This window comes from Herbaspirillum sp. GW822-FHT03A08, assembly GCF_058801885.1.
In genome coordinates this window covers 13230-33784 of the sequence record NZ_JBXANR010000004.1, presented here as the reverse complement: position 1 = coordinate 33784, position 20555 = coordinate 13230, and the positions used below count along the sequence as shown (strand labels likewise).

The 20555-nt window shown below is 48.9% G+C and carries 19 protein-coding genes; 9 read left to right on the top strand and 10 right to left on the bottom strand.

The genetic code is table 11. From position 1 onward, the window contains the following. Nucleotides 1–94: 94 nt before the first annotated feature. Nucleotides 95–4144, top strand: coding sequence for a helix-turn-helix domain-containing protein (locus AC1RN6_RS13335; RefSeq protein ID WP_493005934.1), 4050 nt, complete (start codon nucleotides 95–97; stop codon nucleotides 4142–4144). A gap of 62 nt (nucleotides 4145–4206) precedes the next feature. On the opposite strand, the gene AC1RN6_RS13330 is transcribed toward AC1RN6_RS13335, so the two are convergent. Continuing rightward, nucleotides 4207–4431, bottom strand: coding sequence for a helix-turn-helix domain-containing protein (locus tag AC1RN6_RS13330; RefSeq protein WP_493005933.1), 225 nt, complete (start codon nucleotides 4429–4431; stop codon nucleotides 4207–4209). A 186-nt stretch (nucleotides 4432–4617) separates the two neighbouring features. Here AC1RN6_RS13330 and AC1RN6_RS13325 point away from each other — a divergent pair, with 186 nt between their 5' ends. Genes AC1RN6_RS13325 through AC1RN6_RS13315 form a run of 3 tightly spaced genes read left to right on the top strand, consistent with a single transcriptional unit; the run spans nucleotide 4618 to nucleotide 6907 of the window. Continuing rightward, nucleotides 4618–5247 carry a hypothetical protein gene (locus AC1RN6_RS13325; protein WP_493005932.1) on the top strand — a complete coding sequence of 210 codons (630 nt, stop codon included), beginning with the start codon at nucleotides 4618–4620 and terminating at the stop codon, nucleotides 5245–5247. 3 nt (nucleotides 5248–5250) lie between these two features. Then, nucleotides 5251–6024, top strand: coding sequence for a hypothetical protein (locus tag AC1RN6_RS13320; protein ID WP_493005931.1), 774 nt, complete (start codon nucleotides 5251–5253; stop codon nucleotides 6022–6024). Between the two features lie 55 nt (nucleotides 6025–6079). Then, complete coding sequence (locus AC1RN6_RS13315) at nucleotides 6080–6907, top strand: hypothetical protein (protein WP_493005930.1); 828 nt, start codon at nucleotides 6080–6082, stop codon at nucleotides 6905–6907. A 173-nt stretch (nucleotides 6908–7080) separates the two neighbouring features. Here the strand turns inward: AC1RN6_RS13315 and AC1RN6_RS13310 are convergent, their stop codons facing one another. The 3 genes from AC1RN6_RS13310 to AC1RN6_RS13300 all read right to left on the bottom strand — a co-directional run bounded on the left by AC1RN6_RS13310 (nucleotide 7081) and on the right by AC1RN6_RS13300 (nucleotide 9359). Continuing rightward, complete coding sequence (locus AC1RN6_RS13310) at nucleotides 7081–7650, bottom strand: hypothetical protein (RefSeq protein ID WP_493005929.1); 570 nt, start codon at nucleotides 7648–7650, stop codon at nucleotides 7081–7083. 440 nt (nucleotides 7651–8090) lie between these two features. After that, the gene (locus tag AC1RN6_RS13305; protein ID WP_493005928.1) at nucleotides 8091–8315 is read right to left on the bottom strand and encodes a hypothetical protein; all 225 of its coding nucleotides are present in this window, start codon (nucleotides 8313–8315) and stop codon (nucleotides 8091–8093) included. Nucleotides 8316–8570: 255 nt separating this feature from the next. Next, nucleotides 8571–9359, bottom strand: a complete 789-nt coding sequence (locus tag AC1RN6_RS13300) for a replication-relaxation family protein (RefSeq protein ID WP_493005927.1) — start codon at nucleotides 9357–9359, stop codon at nucleotides 8571–8573. A 786-nt stretch (nucleotides 9360–10145) separates the two neighbouring features. Between AC1RN6_RS13300 and AC1RN6_RS13295 the strand changes: the two genes are divergently transcribed. The 3 genes from AC1RN6_RS13295 (at nucleotide 10146) to AC1RN6_RS13285 (ending at nucleotide 12218) form a co-directional block, all read left to right on the top strand. Continuing rightward, nucleotides 10146–10496 carry a helix-turn-helix transcriptional regulator gene (locus AC1RN6_RS13295; protein WP_493005926.1) on the top strand — a complete coding sequence of 117 codons (351 nt, stop codon included), beginning with the start codon at nucleotides 10146–10148 and terminating at the stop codon, nucleotides 10494–10496. A gap of 323 nt (nucleotides 10497–10819) precedes the next feature. Continuing rightward, complete coding sequence (locus AC1RN6_RS13290; RefSeq protein ID WP_493005925.1) at nucleotides 10820–11317, top strand: hypothetical protein; 498 nt, start codon at nucleotides 10820–10822, stop codon at nucleotides 11315–11317. Between the two features lie 373 nt (nucleotides 11318–11690). Then, nucleotides 11691–12218 carry a hypothetical protein gene (locus AC1RN6_RS13285; protein WP_493005924.1) on the top strand — a complete coding sequence of 176 codons (528 nt, stop codon included), beginning with the start codon at nucleotides 11691–11693 and terminating at the stop codon, nucleotides 12216–12218. A gap of 576 nt (nucleotides 12219–12794) precedes the next feature. Here the strand turns inward: AC1RN6_RS13285 and AC1RN6_RS13280 are convergent. Both AC1RN6_RS13280 and AC1RN6_RS13275 read right to left on the bottom strand, forming a co-directional pair. After that, nucleotides 12795–14183, bottom strand: a complete 1389-nt coding sequence (locus AC1RN6_RS13280; protein WP_493005923.1) for an MFS transporter — start codon at nucleotides 14181–14183, stop codon at nucleotides 12795–12797. Nucleotides 14184–14534: 351 nt separating this feature from the next. After that, on the bottom strand, nucleotides 14535–15509 hold the full coding sequence (locus AC1RN6_RS13275) for a porin (RefSeq protein ID WP_493005922.1): 975 nt from the start codon (nucleotides 15507–15509) through the stop codon (nucleotides 14535–14537). A gap of 461 nt (nucleotides 15510–15970) precedes the next feature. Here AC1RN6_RS13275 and AC1RN6_RS13270 point away from each other — a divergent pair, with 461 nt between their 5' ends. Both AC1RN6_RS13270 and AC1RN6_RS13265 read left to right on the top strand, forming a co-directional pair. Beyond that, nucleotides 15971–16333, top strand: coding sequence for a transposase (locus tag AC1RN6_RS13270; RefSeq protein ID WP_493005921.1), 363 nt, complete (start codon nucleotides 15971–15973; stop codon nucleotides 16331–16333). Beyond that, nucleotides 16282–17202 carry an IS3 family transposase gene (locus AC1RN6_RS13265; RefSeq protein ID WP_493006443.1) on the top strand — a complete coding sequence of 307 codons (921 nt, stop codon included), beginning with the start codon at nucleotides 16282–16284 and terminating at the stop codon, nucleotides 17200–17202. The genes AC1RN6_RS13270 and AC1RN6_RS13265 overlap by 52 nt, the downstream gene beginning before the upstream one ends. A gap of 80 nt (nucleotides 17203–17282) precedes the next feature. Here AC1RN6_RS13265 and AC1RN6_RS13260 read toward each other — a convergent pair whose 3' ends face one another. The 4 genes from AC1RN6_RS13260 to AC1RN6_RS13245 all read right to left on the bottom strand — a co-directional run bounded on the left by AC1RN6_RS13260 (nucleotide 17283) and on the right by AC1RN6_RS13245 (nucleotide 20554). Beyond that, nucleotides 17283–17639, bottom strand: a complete 357-nt coding sequence (locus AC1RN6_RS13260; RefSeq protein WP_493005920.1) for a hypothetical protein — start codon at nucleotides 17637–17639, stop codon at nucleotides 17283–17285. A gap of 34 nt (nucleotides 17640–17673) precedes the next feature. Then, the gene (hutH, locus tag AC1RN6_RS13255; RefSeq protein WP_493005919.1) at nucleotides 17674–19224 is read right to left on the bottom strand and encodes a histidine ammonia-lyase; all 1551 of its coding nucleotides are present in this window, start codon (nucleotides 19222–19224) and stop codon (nucleotides 17674–17676) included. 239 nt (nucleotides 19225–19463) lie between these two features. Beyond that, nucleotides 19464–20006: a cucumopine synthase-related protein gene (locus tag AC1RN6_RS13250; RefSeq protein ID WP_493005918.1), complete on the bottom strand. Its 543-nt coding sequence runs from the start codon at nucleotides 20004–20006 to the stop codon at nucleotides 19464–19466. Then, on the bottom strand, nucleotides 20006–20554 hold the full coding sequence (locus tag AC1RN6_RS13245) for a hypothetical protein (protein WP_493005917.1): 549 nt from the start codon (nucleotides 20552–20554) through the stop codon (nucleotides 20006–20008). The genes AC1RN6_RS13250 and AC1RN6_RS13245 overlap by 1 nt, the downstream gene beginning before the upstream one ends. Nucleotide 20555 lies beyond the last annotated feature (1 nt).

Sequence of the window (20555 nt, the reverse complement as noted above, 5' to 3'; positions counted from 1 at the left end):
CGTACTATGCTGTTACATCTGAAAACTTATACGATTGATTTATTGTATAACTACTTGTACACTATTTAGTATGTGCATGAATATTGGAGTGAATATGGCTGCCCAAAATGAATTTCCTTACCGTGAGTTCGGTGAGCTCCTTTCAGAACTTCGAATCGCCGCAGGCTATGCAAAGCAGCAGGACTTGGCTGCTATGTTGGACGTCACCCAGCAAACGGTCAGTCGATGGGAAAAGGGGCAGGGAAGACCAAGAGCAAAGGAGGTGGCGCAGTTGGAGCGGGCTGTGAAGGCGAAAGAAGGGGTGCTAGTTCAGGCTGCAGGCTATTTTGATGTAGTGAGTGACCAACAAAGAGAAACTGCGACGTCTTTCGATAAGCCGCTTCCCTTATCAGCCTTGACGCCTGACACCTTCGAGCTCTTTTGTACAGCTTTCCTGGACCGCCTCTACAAACCATTGGGTGGGCACGTTTATCGCTATGGGAGTACCGGCCATAAGCAGCATGGTATCGATATCGTCGCAAATGGGAAATTTGGGACCCATACCTTCCAATGCAAGCGAGTTATCGAATTCGGACCGCAGAAAGTCCATGCCGCGGTAGCAACTCAAACCTATGTTGCAGACCTTAAAGTGCTTCTGTTGTCTAGCGTTGCCAGCCCAAGTGCCAGAGATGCAATGGCAATTCACGCTGCTTGGGAAATGTGGGACAGGGAGGACATTACTAGAAAGTTCCATGAGCTTCCGTTATGCGACCGCCTAGATTTAGTCGACCGTTTTTTTCATGGTCAGCGTTTTGACTTGCTTGGTGAGGAGGAGCCTGGGCCGATACAAGACGAAGATAGATTTTTCGCACAATTTTTAGTGCAGGAACGATTTTTCAATCACGCGTGGGCCCTAGTGGGGCGAGAAGACGAGGTCACACAATTATTGCTATCGGTGCGAGATGAAAAAGTCGCAGTTACCTGCCTAGTTGGGAATCCAGGAGCCGGAAAAACCCGTCTGCTACGTGAAATCGCCCGTCAGCTTTCGAATGAGAAGCTCCGGGTGAGATTCGCTTCTCCTACTGAGGATATTAAATCGCACCATTTGGATGGGTTTCGCGACCGAAGTGGCGCAGTTACTATTTTGGTTGCTGACGATGTGCATGACCGCGACGATATGGACATCATGCTGCAATATGCTGCGGACCCAGCAAACCGCACAAGACTGCTGGTAACCCTTCGTCCATACGGAGAGGCGAGTCTGCTCAACCAAGCGGCCAATTTCAGTCTCACGGAATCACTGGTTAAGCTTGTGGAGATGAAGCCGCAGACTAAAGAGCAGGCGAAGAAACTGGCTGAATCAGTTTTGGCAGAGAGCGGCGCCTCGCTAGCTGCTGCGGATGAAATTGCTGAAGCGACGTATACCACACCGTTGGTCACCGTTTTGGCGTCCCAGCTTGTGGCTAAGGACGCTATATCTCTACAGCTCCTTTCAAACAGTGCGGAGTTTCGTAAATATGTGCTATCGAGGTTACAGGATGTCATCACTGCGAGACTCGTTCCCAAACATGAGGAGCATAAACTAAGGGCTGTGCTTCGAGTTACTGCGCTACTTCAGCCAGTAATTCCAGACGACCCGAATCTGCTCAAGATACTTACTGACGTTGATGGGCTAACTGAATCTGAGTCGAAGCGACTGATGCTACTTCTAGGGCAGGCAGGTGTTCTGTTCAAAAGAGGTATTCGCTCACGATTGGCTCCAGACCTTTTGGCAGACGAAATTATCCGTTCAAACTATCTCCAGCCTGATGGAGCTGCCAATGAGAGCGTCGGTGCTATCTTTGAAATTGCGAACAGTGACCATTTGAAAAATCTGCTGGTCAATTTGGCTCGCCTAGATTGGCGCTTACGCGAAGGAAAAACAGATGACAGTGTTGTCATGGGCAGCTTGGCGCCCCGTTTACAATGGCATGACGACTACGTAAATAAGCATGTGCAAGCGGTGGAGGCAATGGCTTACTACCAACCCAGGTTTGCCTTGGATTTTGCCAAACGGCTTATTAAGGAAGGGCATGGAGATGATGCGCACGTTTGTAATATCGTCCGCAATGCATCCTTTACATACGACCATCTTGAGGAAGGGTGTAGCCTTTTATGGAAAGCTGGGCGTGATGATGGGCGGCCGTTACATCAGCAACCGGGGCATGCGATTCGGATTTTGAAGGAATTGGCAAAATTTCAGTTAAATAAGCCAGTCGAATATGTGCAAAAAGTTATTTCATTCGCATTAGCGCTCCTCGAGCGGCCGACATCTCTCTCCTCGCTGCACACGCCATTTGAGATACTCCTCGGCCCCCTAGAGACTGAGTTCGACTCTACGAGATACGCAAAAGGAGCGATGACAATTACTCGTTATAAGGTGGCCTTGGGACGCGTACAAGATGTTCGTAATCAAGTTACAAACGCGTTGTTAAAGTACCTAAGGCAGGGGACCGACAAGCGAGCATTTCTGGCTGCACAGACTTGGCAAGCTGCATTGAGCGGAGCTCTCCCGGGCGATGTAAACGCGGATGAATGGGCAGGGGAACATGCAAAGCATCTGAAAGAGATTGATGCGATTGTAAAGGAAGTGTACTTGTCTCCTGTCGTGCTAGTACGTCTTGCTCAATCACTGCGATGGCATGCATACCATGGCAAGCCCGAAACGGCAGCACTTGCCAAACCGATTATCAAGATGCTTGATAGAGATTTAAGAACGCGTTTGACGCGGGCATTTGTTGATGGCTGGGGTGTAGAAACCGGGAAAATAGACCAGTATCTTGGAAAGCCGGAGTTTGAGAGGGGGCGGAAGGAACTATGCGATGAAATTATGGCAGCGTTCCCAGATGTGCCAACGCTGTACAGCGAAATCGAATCATGCTTGAACGAAATGAGCAGCTTGGCGCAGGGGTACGGAGCACCATTCATCTTCATGGGCTACTTATTAGACGCCTCCCCTGCATTGGCCAAGGAAATTCTCACTCGGAATATCAATGATGTCGCAGGGTGTCTAGCAAACTATGTCGCGAAAGCTTTAAGTGTAGTTGTGGGGACTGGCGACCCTTCGCTCGTTGAGCAATATGTTGAGCGCTCAAAAAAATCGGACAAAGAATTGAAGCAGTTGGCGGAGGCATATGCCGGTCACGTACCTTCCGAGCCGTATCGAACAGACGAAATTGAGCTGTTTGAGCGAATTTTCGCTTCCAAGGAAGAGTCCGTAATGTTTGCATCGACGTCACTATTACGTCAAATTGCTGTAACAAATCCAGCATTGGCGATGAAGCTGATTTGCGCTGCTGATTTCAATATTTCCTCTCCCGTTACGCATGAATATTTTATGTGGGTTGCGGGTGGTAACGGAATCCCCCCCGAAATTTTAGAAAACAATCGTGCTTGCTTATTGCAAAAGCTTTCTGAACTTCATGAGTTGGATGATTACTGGATAAGAGCATTTTTGACTCAATCGGTCCAAAAGAATCCTCGTGCAGTAGTCAATCTAGTGAAAGCCCGAATGAATGAGTGTGCACGGGAGGGGACATGGAGATTTACGCCGTTATACAAAGAGTACGGCGGTGCTGGTGATGGAATTGGCTTCAATAAAATCGAATCGGGTACGCAATATTTAACTGAATTCCTTGACTGGGGGCTAACGCACACGACAATTGACGGTAGTTTGCACAGAATCGGTGGAGTCGTTTCTGGTATGTGGGGGAGCTATGACGCCGCATTATTGGAAACATTACTTGCTTGGATGGCTCAAGGTGGAAACGAGCGAGCCATCATCGTCGCTTTGATATTGCGAGAAGCTCAAAGCTCCTTCGTTTATGCCTTTCCCGAATTTATCCGAAACTTGTTCAACGTGGCTGAGCGGATTGGTGATGAGGCGCTCGAGGAGATTCGGGCCGCCATCGTGGCGGCTACGGGCTCAGGAGTACGACATGGCTCGCCAGGGGAGCCATTTCCAGAAGACGTGCAGCTCGAGAAGCATTGCCTTGAAAAGCTCAGCACCTTAAGTCGGGCTGAGCCAACATATGACTTGTACGATAGTTTACTGAAAAGCGCGCGTCACAATATGTCTCATGAAAGAAGAACGCGACGTATATTTGATGAGGATGACGAGGAATAGAAGAAACTGCCCTCGTTCGTATCTAACGAAGTTTCGGCGGTGTCTTTGAAATGCCGCTGAAACTAAAATTTCATTAATTCTGCTCGGGCAATTTCCATCGTATCCGCGATTTTGCAGATATTGACTAGCGCAATGTTTCGCATCCCACGCTCAACATCTCCGATGTAGCTGCGGGCGATACCGCTTTCCAATGCAAGCTTTTCTTGCGACCAGCCCATCTCTTTGCGGAGTCGTGCTAGATGCTTGCCAAACTGGGCGCAAATCTCCGCCTCTTCCGATGTCCTCATACCTGCGCCCAAATACGAGGATGCTATGGATTTGACCTATATAAGACGACTCGCTATGAGTGACAATTCCTGTGGGAAATAGTATATTTGACACTTATAGTGGCCATTCACATGGTCCCAGCCGATATCTGGTGTTAGCTATCGACGCAAGCAGGGTGTTTAAGAAGCAAAAACGTAGGAGGGGGAATGCTGGATGTACTAAATATCCTGAACGGGCTGTTTTTGGGAAGCACGATGCTTGCCAATATCACGCTCTATTCAGATGCCGACTATGAAGTTCAGAGGACATATGAAATCAGGGATGTCGCAACACCGATAAGTACGCATCGTGAATGGTGGCGCGATGAGAGTAAGTGCAAATTCATCGGAGTAATGGTTCCGTACGCGAGAGATTGGCCAGAAACTATCAGGAACGGAGAAATTGAAACCGTTTTACCACCAGAGCCAGATAAGGTCGCCGGCCAGGCATTCATCATTAACCGTAAAGTTTGTCCCGGCAAACCGGATGAGGCCATTTTTCGGGGCGCAGATAAATGGCGGAACCCAGGCATCTTTTTAGAGAAGCATCAAATCACAGCGGAAGATTTGAAGGGCATGAAGCCACAAGACCGCCCTAAATGGTTTGAACAGGTTATGGCACGGATTGAACGAGTTTCAAGGAATGACGCGCAGATTAGAGAGTTTCTTCAATTCACAGTGATGCAGGTCAAGTCTTCAAATGAGCACACGAGTGAGTCAGAGGGGGCTCGGGACACTTCGAACGAAAATTCAGCTTCGAGAGAGTCGACTAATGAACTGCTTAAAATCGGGCCCTAAGCGATGACAAACGAAACAACCCCAAATGAAAAAGATATATCAGCAGTCAATCAACTACTCGCGGCACGCCGCGATGAAATCAAACAGGCCTGCAGGGAGGAGGCGTTAAGTGACGGAAGTTCATTCTTCTACGTAAGAAAAGGTAGAGCGGAAGCATTGATTGAGGCGCTAACCGCTCCTTATTCTGTTTGTGCGAAATGGTGCAAGCCCTTGATGCTGCAAAAAATTCAAGACATAGCTGCTGACCCGTTTATGGGCGACGCAGGATGGCATCTGGATAGCATTACATCGTACGTTGAGTTGGCAGCCGAAGAGTATTGGGAAGAAAAGAAGGTTAGAGAATGTACATTCTCTGAGCTCAAATTCAAGCTTAATAAAATTCTTGGAAATGAAAAGGCGATGGAATCGCTTTCGTTGGATTACAAAAGAAAATTGCATGAGGCGCGCCTCCAAATATCGGGGGAGCCACAACCCCTGGCAAGCAAGCCCACGATTATTAAATCGGACTTTCATGTGTCAGGAGCGTATCAATCGCTGGAACGCAATGCCGCGCTTGCGTGGGACATGGCTGGACTTCAATGCGTTCTATTCGACAAGGTAGCTCAAGACGAATCGGTGGATAGAGAAATCTTGGAAGTTTCGCTGTGCGCCTTGACGCAAGCTTATGAGCTCGCTGCAGAGAGCAATGCGCGGCTGAAGGAGCTTGAGAAAACGGTCAGCGAAAAGGTTGAATCTTGTTGGACTCAGTTGAAGATAAACGAACTATTTACCAAATAATCTTTCCACTGGGCAGTTAATTCCATTGCTCCTCTTTGGCATGCATATTCAAAAAATGAACTCCGAAAAAATCAAAGCTTATCGTTCCTCGGAAGCCCCCCTCACCCAACTAGAGCGCATGTTGGCTTCTATTCGCATATCACCATCACGGTTATCTAATATCGTCATCATTGGCCCTCCGTGGATTGAAAAGGCGTTTTATAACGAGCTTGTCGCATGCCGATGGGCGTATTACCAAGGCAATACGCCGACAATCACGACTGGACGTGCGAATGCGATTAAGCATTTGAAAAAGATGGCCAAGAGAAGCTGTTCGGCAGACGCGGCGCATGCTCTGACGTTCACGATGAAGCGGAAGCAGTATGGCTTCTTAGGTGGAATTAAAACCGTATGGGCTAACACCATGCCTCAATTTCTGGGCGGCGGAAGGCATCGAGCGGATATTGTGGTCGTCGGAGCACCCGATATCTTTGACATAAAGCTGAAAGAGCTCGCTAGTTTTATTCAAGGCCTTGAGCGAGGTGGAATATTGCAGGAAGGGGCCGTCAAAATCGTAGACGGTAAGTTCGTGGTCAATGCATCCAGGCCCATTCTTCTGGATTTAGATGCCACTGTTGATGAGGTCTACTCTCCGATGAGATTCAGAGTCATCCAGGAAGAGGAGCGCCAACGACAAGATAAAGCAAGGATTGCGGAATATCTTTCGTCCAAAGCGGAGCATCTCTCGGAAGAGGTGTTTCAAGGTTTCGCGGAGAGTTCTCTACCAGAGTTGAGTGCCGATTCTGGCCCGCTGGTAAATCCGGCGACAGGGCTTCCAATGGTGCAGGGCGGACAGATAGACGTTGGTGGCAATACATATGGGTTCGATAACTCGCACATTTGAGTGGGAAAGGCTGGCCATTTCGACCAGCCTTCTATGAACCCATTTAGCTTATTCAACTTCCTGACGTATCAGAAAAGAAAGACGGCTCGATGCCCGGTCTTTTCTTATCTATCGGCGTTTGGCAACCCCACTTTTCGTTTGACAACTACCGGTCGGCGCGTTGTCGGCCGTTTTTATGCCAAAGCCAGCCCGGGCAGGATATCGTCGTATTCTTTCAATTGAGGTAAATAACGAAGCAACCTGGCTGGCCTAAAAACTGTCGCATAGGCCGAAACGTCCAATCCCTGCTCTTCGGCTGCCGCTATGATTGCAATGCCCAAGTCTAAGAACAGGCCGTAAATATGTCCATTACGCTCCATGTAGACCAGCTCTTGTTCGATGGTGGCCGGTGCGGTCATATTGATTCTGAATTCTTCAACTAAGTTGAGGACCGTCACACCTTGGCCAACGTCAAAGGAGAAAATTGCGTTAACCGCGCGCTGCCGGCGCATCTCGCAGCTCGCCCCCGCCCAATTGATAGCATCCCCTGCCGAGATATCGAAAATTTTCCGTCCAGGCCCTTTTGCCTCAGTGCCACCTACCAAGCGCAAACTATTCGACCCGCGCACCTCATTCGCCTCCACATTTGGGGCAGCGTAAGCATGACGAATTTGGACGGCTGGGTGAAGGCGCTTGTATTCGCGTTCCTTGTCGGCCTCTAATCCACCGTTGATGATACGGAGGGAGCGTTTTTTTGTATCCATGTATTGTGAAATTCCCTTGTAAAGTTAAAGCGTTTTCGACTTCAAAGATTCTGTATCTTTGGGGTTAAAGACGGGACGTTCCATGCCAATCAACGAAGACGCTTAATAAATTTTTCTTGCGCGGTGGCTTTCTACAATCATCCTATGTGTGGACGCATATACTGCAGTGACGGCTACTCAACTCAAGGAAATAACGCCGTCACGTGTGGGGAGGTCGGCCGCACGTATAACTCCAAACCATCCTGCGATATTCCTAGGCTGTCGCGGCTCAGTGTCCGACCTGCTAAGTATGGTTTGCGCCAAGGACCGCATGCAAATGCGGTCCTTGGTGTTTCAAGGTGCAACTGCCATAGACGGTTGAAGTTCGTTTCAAACGGATTGCCGCAGTAGGTCGGAACGGAAGTCATGAACGCAAGCGCTCAAGATGTCCTTAGGTAGGGTCAACGGCAACTCGCACGGCGAATGTGCTTGCCACCTGCCGGCGCATAAATTTCCTCCGCCAATTGCCTTGCCAATTGAGTCAATGCAACTGCAACCAGCGACCGCTCAGCCGTAGCCAGCTCGTGGGTGGTTTTCGCCTTGGCTAATTTCAAGGCAGCTTTTCGAGTCTCGGTCGTACTGTTGATGGTCTGTACTTTTTCTAACCAGTCGGTATGTTTTTTCATGAAAGCTCCAAGTTGGATTCAGAGCGCGCTACCGGCTTAATCCAGTCCTCGTAGTGCGCGTTGAACTACGATAACAACGAGATTCAGAGCCGCACAACGAGAATATTTTTAGACTTGGCAGAACAGGTTTTTAACGTTATACCAATCGTTGTTTTTCGGCAACATTGCATTGCCAAGCCATAGCTGCGCCGTGGTTTGGCAGCGCAATGTTGCCGTGTCGGCCTTAAGAATCTGCATGTCAAACTAAACACATATTCAATCGATTCGTTCCAACACCAATGTTTCAGGAACAAGCACTGACACCTTGATGTGGTTGGCTATGATGCGCGCATCGCGGGCCCTTATCGAGGGCGCCCAACCTGAGTCCAGACCATCAGTCAGCTTTTTCTTCAAACGCGCTCCAATTGTCCGAGCCCCCGCAACTGTGACAATGAAGTGCATGCATCTGATTTTGCTGTTGCCGTTGAACATTGCGCGCATGCAGTCGATGGCCTTTGAAAGGTCTTTATCGCTACGCCATGAGTTTTCAACCTCTATCCACTCGAAGCCGCCATCGCCCGTACTTGCGATGAGGTCGGGAATTTTGGTGCAACGAATACCGTCGACGATATACGTGAAGCTATTTAGAGGGCATTCGCCAGCTCGAATTTGGAGTTCAGACCAGATGTCCATTGTCGTGGGCCAAGCAACGTAGACACTATTACATGCGGTGCGGTGCTGGTGAGAATGCCGGAGATAGTCCCGACCATGTACCTTGTCCGCGACAAGAGGAGAACCATGCCGACGTGTCTCTTCCGCGCCGACTGCAGTTAATGCAAACAAGAGTTCGTTGTTCACCTTATTGACGCCTTGGCCATCTCGTTTGGAAACGATAAGACGGTGCTCATGGAGCCACCGCAGCGTCCTCCCGGCCATCTTGCGGGTACTAATGTCGCATCTTCCCCAAACGTCTTTCGCAATCTGCCGTGTTGTGGCGTAACCGACTACGGACAAAAACTGCATCACGTGATGACGATACAAGTCTCCTTGTGCTTTTTTGTTCATGTTCACTCCGATAGATATGTTTCTTTGTATAGCTCTACCGGTGGAGCATGCAAAGACGAAGGCATGCAATCCTATTTCTTGATGCATTGAAGTCGGAGGAGTTTAACGACCTACGTCTTACTCTAACGTCGGAAAGGTGAGGTAGGCTATCGGCCTTCTATGAAATACATGTCGGTTGGGATGTCGTCATCTAGTGAGCAAGGTGTTCTACGCGTGTTTTACCAAACACGCTGCGCGCAGGGAAAAGCCCTGCTTGCGGACACCGTGGTGGCTGTTTCGGCCTGGACGGCCGGCCACCACTGTCCGACTAGGGTCGGACTGTCCCGCGGCCCCGAGCTGCGCTCGGGCAAATGCCTTCTGCATGCGCTTGCAGCGCACCGCCCATCGCCACGTTGTCACGTGAGCTCCGGACTTGCCGAACGCATTTGCCCGACCGCGGTCGGGGCCGGGGTGCTAGCACCCCCGAACTACGGCACCGCGCCTTGGGGCGCTTTCGGCCGAGGGCCTCATGCCTTGTCGGCTCCCCCATAAAACACGTCCAGCGGTGGGCCGCTGAACGCTGCTCCGGGCGTTCGCCCTACGCAGCCCTTCGGGTGTTTCCGTGTGGTGTGTAGACGTCCATTCGCTCCATTCCTCGCCCAGCAATAGGGAGTACGGTTGAAGCTAAATCGATTGTTCGCATTTAGCTGTCGTAACAGGCAAGCTTGCGCTGACAAAGAGTTAAATCGAATAATATCGGCACGCTTTAGCCTACTAGAGAGATAGAAGAATTTTCGGAGAAGTGGGATGTCTGCAACAGAATTTTCTTTTCACCAAATGACCTCAGACGAAATGGAATCTGAAATCGGTGAGTACATTAAGCGTTATTGCATCAACAGCCTTCAACTCGCCCAAGAAGCATTGGCTGAATCTGCCGGCGTGAGCGTGAGAACGCTGAGAAACCTTGAAGCAGGAAAAGGAACATCGCTACGAACCTATTTATTGGTGTTACGTGCGATGGGGCGATATCCATGGCTTCTAGCGATGGTGCCGAAAACGAGTAGCCCAGTGGTGTCGGTGCGCAAGTTAAAGCAACGACAGCGAGTTCATAAGCTGCGAGGAAAACGCTCGGCTTCCGACGCCCCCATCAAATCGTGAAACACTAACCCTCACAAGCAAAAGATTACAACTATCTGCATTCCTTGCGCACGTGCCTACCGAGTTTACAATTGTGTTTCAGGGCTCATTTCTACAAAACACACTGTATTTCCACGCGATTTCTATAGCCAATCTCACAATTTCAACGGTAGCTCAGCCAGCCCTAGCGTCGGCTACGCATTCAAGACATTCAATTTAACTCCGCTCATCAACATCAAATGGCGCTATACGGTACCTCGAGCAAGAGGTAACCCAGCCAAACAAACTCATGTTTAGTTTGTTTGGTCCAACCGTTTGCACATTTTGTTTCTAGGAGAAGAAGAATGCCGTCACGCTATTTTGTCGATCACGAATTGCAAGAAATTACCTATATTCCGACGGAGTTTACTGAATCGTGGGGTAACTATGCACAGTGCGTTTTTTATATGCCTTGTGTCGGTCTGTCTAGAGGACGCCATAAGAATACATTTGCCGACCCATTTCTTGACGTAATCCTGGAGGAGTGGGACCTTATAACAAAAGTGGGCAAACACAACGACACACTGAAGCACTTAGTTTTCTATAACGATCATGCAAAGAAGTACGAAGGTGACGAGCGGTATCCAGATGGTACAGGTCCTTTCTATGAGCTCTTTACAGGAAAAACGTCCATATATCAGCCATTTGAAGCCGCCAAGTTGATGGTGGACTTTGATGTCTGGGAGGCGGAAGCAAAGGAACTAGGCGATTCCGATTTTTACGACTGGTATCGCGAGGCTCGTCGTATATTTGACGCTCTGCGAGGCGATGTTATCCGGGAAGTCGACTTTTCAGACGACTGATGGGAGTAAAGGCTAGACGCACTAGCGCGATACCGTACGGGTAGTTATATGATTATCCCAATGGACATCAAAAATCACTTATCGGTCATAGCGCACTAGCGTGATCGGGCTAGCGCTGATGGTATTCAAAACTTGTTTCGACTTTTTCATGCATTCTGAGCTCGGGTGAATAGTGGCGTTGAAATATGAACGTAATTTGAACGGGATAATACAAAGCTCTATGCGAATGCAAGGAATGAGTAAAAATCACTATTTATCAATATAGAAAAACACTATACCGTCTCAGGAAACTGCTGTGTGTATTGGCACTAGCCATCGCCGCAGCATGCCCGACTTTGAATAATCTATATCGTTTTGGAGAAAAGTGATGTGCTTGTACTATCTGGCCTATAAGGATCTGAAAAAAATTGATGGTTTCACAGTAGAGATGGCGAAAAGTGACGAACTGCCTGAGAACACCTGGCCTTTTTTTGCAGATCAACGATTCCCTGAAAAGGACTGGAGCCTAGAAAGCGGTGCATATTATCGGTACGCTGAAAAGGAGTGGTTTAATCTTGCTCTTGAAACGCCGGAAGACTGGCGCTCAGGCAAACTTGCCCATCTAGTTTCGTACAATCAGAGTACACAGAAATATGAACACGGGCCACAATGGGCTGAGGATGCTGGGCCATTTTTCCATCTTTTTACCGAATGTTCGGGGATTTTCGGATCGAACCATTCGGTCAAGTTGGCGGAAGATTTTGAAAAATGGAATTTGGCAGCCCAGGCTCTAGGAGACATTAGCTTCTATGACTGGTACAGAAATATGCACGCTATGTTTGAATATGTAGGGAAAAATGGAGCGATCCATACCATGAATGATGTTTCCAACGTCGGATGGGAGGAAATGCGTAGCAGCTGAAGATATTTAAATTACTTAAAGGTGCTTGAAGAAGCACCTTTTATTTATTTAGCACCAGCTTTTTAATATAACGAAGTGCTTTAATTTCATCATTATTATTTTTGCCAACTGAATTTCTCACAGTCTGTCTGGTAACCATCGCCAATGTTGAGTATTCTCTGGGAGCTTTCAGCCAGTGCGAGAATTGGCCGCTGCGCTCACCGAACCTGGTAAGCCGAACTGGCTCAATGCATCCGGAATACAAAACACTACCGTATTGGCACTAAAGCATACTCTGGCTCTTGGCATATAACAGTCACATAGGCACACCGACGCCTATGTGACACTCTTAATCAAGCTGGCAATTTCTTTTTTTGTCGGTTTATTTTGAGAACCACGCTACTAGAAGGATACCTGACACCGAACAGATTTGCAGATAGTTTTTTAACCTCAAACTCTACCTTGGTTTCGGACTAAATTGGGGAGCAGGTCACACGCATTCGAGAACAGACAAAAGTTGGAAATTGCGTAGCCCAGCCGATAGTGGAATGCCGCCTGACCAATGAAAGGGGGGGCTAGTTTAAGGGCTGGACATCATCAATCTACGTGGTAACGAATACGAGATAGACTGACCAGGCAAGCCGCCCCGGAAAGGACTGCTGCACTTATAAGAACCAACTTATACGGCGAAGCCGATTCAGTCAGCATCAGAGCCACCACTGAAGCGCCGAGTGTTTGTCCAGTCAGGCGGGCAGTCCCCAGCATACCGCTGGCGCCGCCCGTGCGGGCCTTCGGCGCAGAACTCATGATGGTCTTGTTATTGGGGGCCTGGAACAAACCGAAACCGATTCCGCAGATAGCGAACAGGAATACGATCGTTGTATCGGATGTCTGAGCATTCAACATCAATAGCATGGCAAGACCCACGGTGAGTACGGCCAAGCCAATCCCTCCCAATAAACCAGCCATGATCCGGTCAGATAATTTTCCTGCAAAAACACCGGTTAACGCTACCGAAATGGGCCATGCGGTCAACAGAAAACCTGAGCGTCCTGCCCCCATTTCCAGATAGTTCTGCATCATAAACGGCAACACGACGAGTGCGGCCATCTGCGCTGCAAAAGCACAAAACGAGGTACTGACAGATAGGGCAAACAGCGGGATTCGCAATAGATCCAATGGCAGCATGGGTGCCGATGTTGATTGAACCTTTAACAAAATCAATAAACTGACGGCTGTCAGTACCGCACATGTCATGACTGTAGCCCACCCTTCGGCGTGTCCGATTGTGTCGACCGTATAGAGCAGAAGGCCAATGAACAACATGCAGACCAAGGCGCTCTTGGTATCGAACTTTCGCTTAGGCAAAGGATTAAACGGCAAAGCCTTGATGCCGATAACAAAAGAAATGAGTCCCAGCGGAATGTTGATCAGGAATAGCCAATGCCAGGAGGCGACGTGCAGAATGAAGCCGGCAACCGTTGGTCCGAGCGCCGATGCAGTACCTGCGACTAAGGCGTTGTATCCAATCGCTCGTCCCAACAGTCTGGTCGGGAAAATAAAACGCACGAGCGCCGAATTGACACTGAGAATTCCGGCGGCGCCAATTCCCTGGAAGATGCGAGCCAAGCTTATCTGAAGCATGGTTCCGCTAATTGCACACGCCAGGGATGCGGCGATGAAGAAGATCAGTCCCGTCAGATACACGCGCCGGTAACCAATTACTTCACCGAGGGATGCCAGCGGCAGCAAAAACACTGCCAGCGCGATTTGATAGCTATTGATAATCCAGATGGCTTGCGCCTCCGAGGTCATCAGATCACGTGCGATTACGGGTAGGGCCAAATTGGCAATCGACCCGTCCATTACTGCGATTCCCATCGCCAGAAATACGGTCAGGATGGCAAGCAGCCGCTTATCGGCCGGTAACCCATCAGCGTCTTGAAATGTCCGGACGTTCTGAGCGTCTTGGACGTTGACTTCCATGTTCCCTCCAAAAAAATAGAAAACCAATTTTATCGAGACACTCGTTGATGAAGCGAAAGTGTGTCACATATTGACGTCATTTTCAGCATCCTCGTTGAGCTAGGAACTGGGCGGCGCATCCTCTGAGAATCTCAGCGAAGCAAGGAGTTAGGCTCGGGATAATCGCTCAGCAATGTTATTCGTGCGTTCTGACGCAACGATACTGGGCATCAAAAAAAAAGGCCCGGATCCAAACCAATATTGGATACGCGGGCCGAACTCTATCACCGTGAAGTGGATCAGAGGAGACGTCATTGGTAGAGGCTTGGGAGGTTGGGCAAAGTTACCTTTGCCTCTCTGCTCTCCTGTTCATCAGAACTTATGAATAATACCTGCGACATAGCTGCTGCCTTTAGTCGCCTTGTCAAAGATCTGTGCGTTGTTATTCATCCCGCCGTAATAAGCGTAGAAGCTTGTCCGCTTACTCAAGTAGTAGTGGGAAAACAATTCCCATGCAGTGCCGTTTACGCCAGTGTTGTGTGCTACTTGAGTACCTACGTCAAAGGTTGTTCCAATTGGTACCATGACGCCAGCACCATACCCCTGTCCATTCGCTTTAACCGCATTACTGTAGTAGTTAGTTGAGACGACGAATGGTCCAAAATCATATTTGGCGCTAGTGCCCCAGTTCGCACGAAGACTGGAGCTATCCGCATGCGCGGATTCGTACGCTGCGCCAACAGAGAAGTGCCCGATCACATAGTTGGCACCCACTTGATAGACGTTTTGTGGCTTGGATAGTGTGATAGCACTTCTTGGAATGAAGCCAAGCTGGGCAGAAAAACCACCGAATTTTGGTGTCCAATACTGAATTTGTGATGGACGCTGTGTTCCATAAGAGACGTCATAGATTGCTTGAAGTCCCAAATTTCCGTACGAGGAAGTAATATTCGGGCCCCAGTTTAGATCGTACTGTCCAAGAACTAAATCGACTGTCGAGTCTTGGAGGCCTGCTCGGAATTGACCAAAGTTACCTGACAGGCCAACCCATGCTTCTCTGTTGAAAGCCGTACCTGCCTTATTTGCGCCGGTGTTCGGATGGAAGCCTTCCTCCAACTTAAAGTTGGCTTGCATTCCACCTCCAAGGTCTTCCGTTCCTTTGAACCCGAACATAGATGAGGAGTTTCCATTGTCCGTTGCTGCGAACGTTGCTGGACCACCTTCATAATTTCCACCATTTCTGCTTCCAAAACCCGTGTCGATCAACCCATACACCGTGATATTGGACTGTGCATTGGCAATACTTGCGAACGTACATAGCAAAGTACCTGCAAAGACCTTTTTCATTGAAACTCCCCATCAATAGTAAGTTTATAGAGCCCCGGTCCGCTAGAACCAATGGCGCGGTCGCGTTGGGGGGGGGGGCTCTTAATTGGCCACCTTTGGGAAAGACGCCCCTTGCGACTGAAAATAATTGTATTGAATATTTTTTATTTAGTATAGATGAATTTATTCATTCATTAACATTGTTGTAATTTTGGTTGATTTGTTTAATTTATATTTTTGCTTGTTCCTCTGTAAGCTGCACATTTATTGGTGTTTAATGGTTTTATTATTTTTATTGAATGTATAAATTCATGTAAATAGAATGTGAAACACAGTCTTTTTTCAATTTTCCACTGTTAGTCGTAGTGTGAGTGTCACCATCGCACGTGTTTGTAAGTCCCGTGGAGTGAACCCATCGGGTTGGACTAGCGCCGGTCGATGAAGTGATACGCTTGTCGAGCCTTCTCAGGAGGAGCGACATCATGGCAGCACGAGGACCATATCGGCGGCACAGTCTGCAGTTCAAGATTCAGATCTGCAGTGCCGTTCGCAGCGGAAAGCTCGGGCGTCGAGAGGCGCTCAAGACGCACAACTTGTCAGCCAATCTCATGCAGATGTGGCTGGGGCAGTTTGATCGTGGTGAGCTGGATCGGGAAGATGCGGCGGCATCAACGGTCGCAGAGTACGAAGCGCACATTGCCGCTTTGGAGCGGAAGGTCGGCCAGCTCACGATGGAACTCGATCTCCTTAAAAAAACACCACGCCTGCAACTCGTCAGCAACAACGAGAACTCATCGATCATCAGCGGCCCCAAGCCTGCGCCATCCGACGAGGATGCCAAATGATCAATCTGCCGCGTAGCACCTACTATTACCCGCCTAAGCCAGCCACTGCGGCACTTAACGATCATGATCTGGCTCAACTAATAGAAGACATCCACGATGTCCTTCCAGGTTATGGCTATCGTCGAATCACTTTGGAGTTGAAGGCACGCGGGCATGTGGTCAATCACAAACGCGTGGCGAGGATCATGCGTGAGCACGAGGTGTACGGCTACCACCGGTGTAGATTCAAGCCGGTGGCCGGCTCTGAGGCTGATGTTGCCGTCTTCCCCAATCTGTACCGAAACATCATTCCAACAGAGCCAGATCGCGTCTGGGTAGCCGATATCACCTATATCCGAATTGCATCCGGCTTTATCTACCTGGCCGTTGTTCTGAATGCTTGCAGTCGTAAGGTAATTGGCTACGCCTTATCCAAGCGTATCGACACGCCCTTGACCCTGGCCGCGCTGACGGCGGCTTATCGAAACCGCAAGCCGGTGCCAAGCACATGCATCCACCACACCGACCGCGGATGCCAATATGAACGTGCCTTGTACCGAGACGCGCTGGAAGAATTCGGCTTGATTGGTTCGATGAGCGCACCAGCCAACCGCTATCACAACGCGCAGGCGGATCTGTGCGCGTTGGGATTTGAAGGGGCTTATGATCGCGTTGCCGCGTTCTCTCGGCAATGGAAAGTGGATCAGTTAGATAGGGTCAATGCTGCGAGCAAAGGAACACCAATGGAAGCGCGTGCCCGCCATACTCAGGACTGTTTTCACAAATTTGCATTGCGCAAGAGAAAAGTAGGTGGAAATTCGGAGATTCGCCGAAGGCAGGTTTGTCCCTTGGAATTTTACCAAAGCAAGTTGGTGCGCTTGGGGCTTTGAAATCAAGTAGGCTTCCTAGCCCCAAACTAAAAAATAACGCCGAAGGCTAACTCTTAAAATGGCTGGCGTTCGGTTTTAGATTACTTGGATGATATATGTGTATCAGATACTATATCCGTCGATCGTTGTTTCACCTCACCAAGCGTGGCCAGCAAACTAGCAGTGTCTTCTTGGGACTTTAAAATGGTCATCGAAAGATCCCCACTTACAATTGCTTCCGCAAGCGCTTTCGCATAACCAGATTCACCGCCGAGGTCCTTCAAGACTGCCTGAACTACAGCGTGGCAAATCATGGCTAGTGTACCTAGAATAACAACAGCTAACAGCACTCCTTCCAATATTGCAAAGTAGGACTCACTCCCGTTGCGGGGTGTCCCCACACTGAAGATCACAGCTGCAATTGCCGGCAGCAACCAGATTCTGCTGTTAATCTTCATGAAGGGCCTCTTTAAAACCGCAACGTTTATGAATTTACGATTGAGCGCTTGGTAACAAGTTCTGAATTGTTTCCGGCCACTCTGTGTGCATCACCCAACGCTGCATTGTCTCGATATCAGAAGCTAAATAGCGATCCTCTTCAAGAAAAGCGACTCGTTCTCGAATATCCGAGAACATCGTTTCAACAGCAGATGAGCTTTTTAGCGGCCTTTGGAATTCCATGCCCTGAGCTGCTGCCATAGCTTCAATGCCAACGACGACCGCGGTATTTTCAACCATATCAGTGAGTCTACGTGCTGCGAAGGTAGCCATCGAAACGTGATCTTCCTGGTTAGCAGAGGTCGGTAGGCTATCTACGCTGGCTGGATGGGCCAGTGACTTATTTTCTGACGCGAGAGCGGCTGCCGTCACTTGCATGATCATGAATCCAGAATTGACACCGCTATCGCGGATAAGAAATGGTGGCAATCCGGAGAGATGAGTGTCCAGCAATAGAGCCAGCCGACGTTCGGAAATCGCCCCAATTTCTGCAATAGCCAAGGCAATGATATCAGCTGCGAAAGCAACAGGCTCCGCGTGGAAATTTCCTCCAGAAATAACGTCGCCAGTCTCTGAAAATATTAACGGATTGTCTGACGCAGCATTTGCTTCGATTGTCAGTACGCGAGCCGCATGTGTCAAATTATCCAAACAAGCACCCATTACTTGGGGGACGCAGCGGATTGAGTATGGGTCTTGCACGCGCCCGCAATTAATATGCGAAGGTACAATTTCACTGCCCTCAAGTAGTGAACGTACCGCTGCAGCAACAGCAATCTGCCCTGTCTGACCACGCGCAGCGTGGATTCTTGGGTCATATGGCGCAACGGAACCTTTGATTGCCTCAAGAGACAATGTTCCTGCAAAAATGCCAGCAGCAAAAACATTCTCAGCTCCAAACAGGCCCGCCAAGGCTAGGGAAGTCGAAACTTGTGTGCCATTGAGTAGCGCCAATCCTTCCTTTGGACCTAGGGTGAACGGTGTAAGACCCAGCGATGTCATCGCTTCAGTACCGGTCATAGGAGCATTTTTTCCAGCAGCTTTGACGCTGCCAGCGCCGATCAGAACACAAGACAAATGTGCAAGAGGTGCGAGATCACCTGACGCCCCAACCGAACCTTTGGCTGGAATGTGTGGGAGTAAATTATTGTTAAACAGTGCCAACAGTGCATCTACAAGTTCTGGGCGGACGCCTGAGTGGCCTCGGGATAGGCTAATTGCTTTTGTCGCTAGAATAAGACGAACAACACCATCTGGTAACAGAGCGCCCGTACCTACACTATGAGATAGAACCAAATTTCTTTGTAAGTCGGCCAATCGTTCCGCAGGAATCGTTGTTGAGGCCAACTTGCCAAATCCAGTATTTACTCCATATACAACTCGACCATCGTCGACGATTTTCTGAACAACCGCCTGGGATGTAACCAATGCCGCGCGCGCGCCCTCTGCAAGTCTCAGTTTGACTTCACCTAGATATATGCGGCGCAGATCGGAGAGGCTTACCTGGCCAGGTGAAAGAACGAGAGTTTCTTTCGATGTATTCATTTGAAATCCTTAACTTATAAAATATTTTTCACCAGCATCAACCACAAAAGACTGCTGGTCTCTCGTAATTTTGTAAGCATGCCGACTCACCGTGTTGGAGGCGCTCTTCTCTCAGAGCATCTTCACTTGTTGCTATTAACCTCGAGACGCAACACTACGAGTCGTTGCGTTTGCTAGATAGTCAGATCAATACACTTCGGCCAGATGCCTACAATCTGGCCGACTGTTTGCCAATGCGACTAATTCTTCCCTGCAATTGCTGCAATTTGAGCAACTTCAGATGGAGTCCGATGTGGGAATGCCACACCCAGATTCCACGGGAAAATGAAATGAACCCAACGATGCATTCGGATGACATAAGTCATCATTGCACCCGTCAATTCAACATACTCTTCCTTGGTCGAAAGTGTATCGAGTGAATCGGCATACGCCTGTCCGATCTCATGCATGTTCGTAAGTCCAAGATCAGTCAGGAATTCGAAGACATTGAAAGTTGCACTCAAAAATTCTTTGGTCATCTTTGTTAAGGTCTGCAATTCCACATCTGGATATTGAGACACCTTCAAAAATCGATACATCACGTCGGCTCCGACTAGCATCAGATACGCTTCAAGATGTACGAGCACGCTGAAGGATTGTTGGCCGCTGCCTGCGCCGCTATCAATGATGCCCCATCGAATTTTTTGAATCTCTTCTGGCTCCGTAATCCAGACGCGATCGATCTGGCGTTCGATCTCTGTTTTTGCTTCACGCCAGTTACCTTCAAATTTTTTAATAGACATTACGCAGCCCTCTTAATTGTGATGTGCACTAAGTTCTTACGTGGCTGAGCAATCGTTTGATCCCAGACATGCTCGCCCAAGCGGCTAAGCAGAGGAAGATCGCTTTCCAGCACTTGGCCGAATTTGTTGACAAGCGCACTTTCAGTGATGGCGCCATAGGTCAAACAGATCGTCTGACCAGGTGCGTATAGATATACCGCTCCTGGAGAGCGCTTTACCATATTGCTTTTCCCCAAATGCACGATCTTGGTTGGCAACCAGATCGCTTCTCCCGAAATGACAACGTGACCGAGCACGCTATCCAAGGGGAGCTGTTGGAGAACTTGCGCAACCACATCTGGGTTTTCGCTAGTCAGTAGTTGGACGCGAAACTTCAAATCTAAGCTCGGAGCATGAAACTCGAGCAAATTAGTTGATGACATTGAGAACACCTCTTGTATTGATTTATACATATCCGGATGGATATTCGTAGAATAGAATAATCCATTCAAAGATTCAAGTAATAAAACAATACATGCGAGATTTTTTTTAAGGATGTTGATGGTCAAT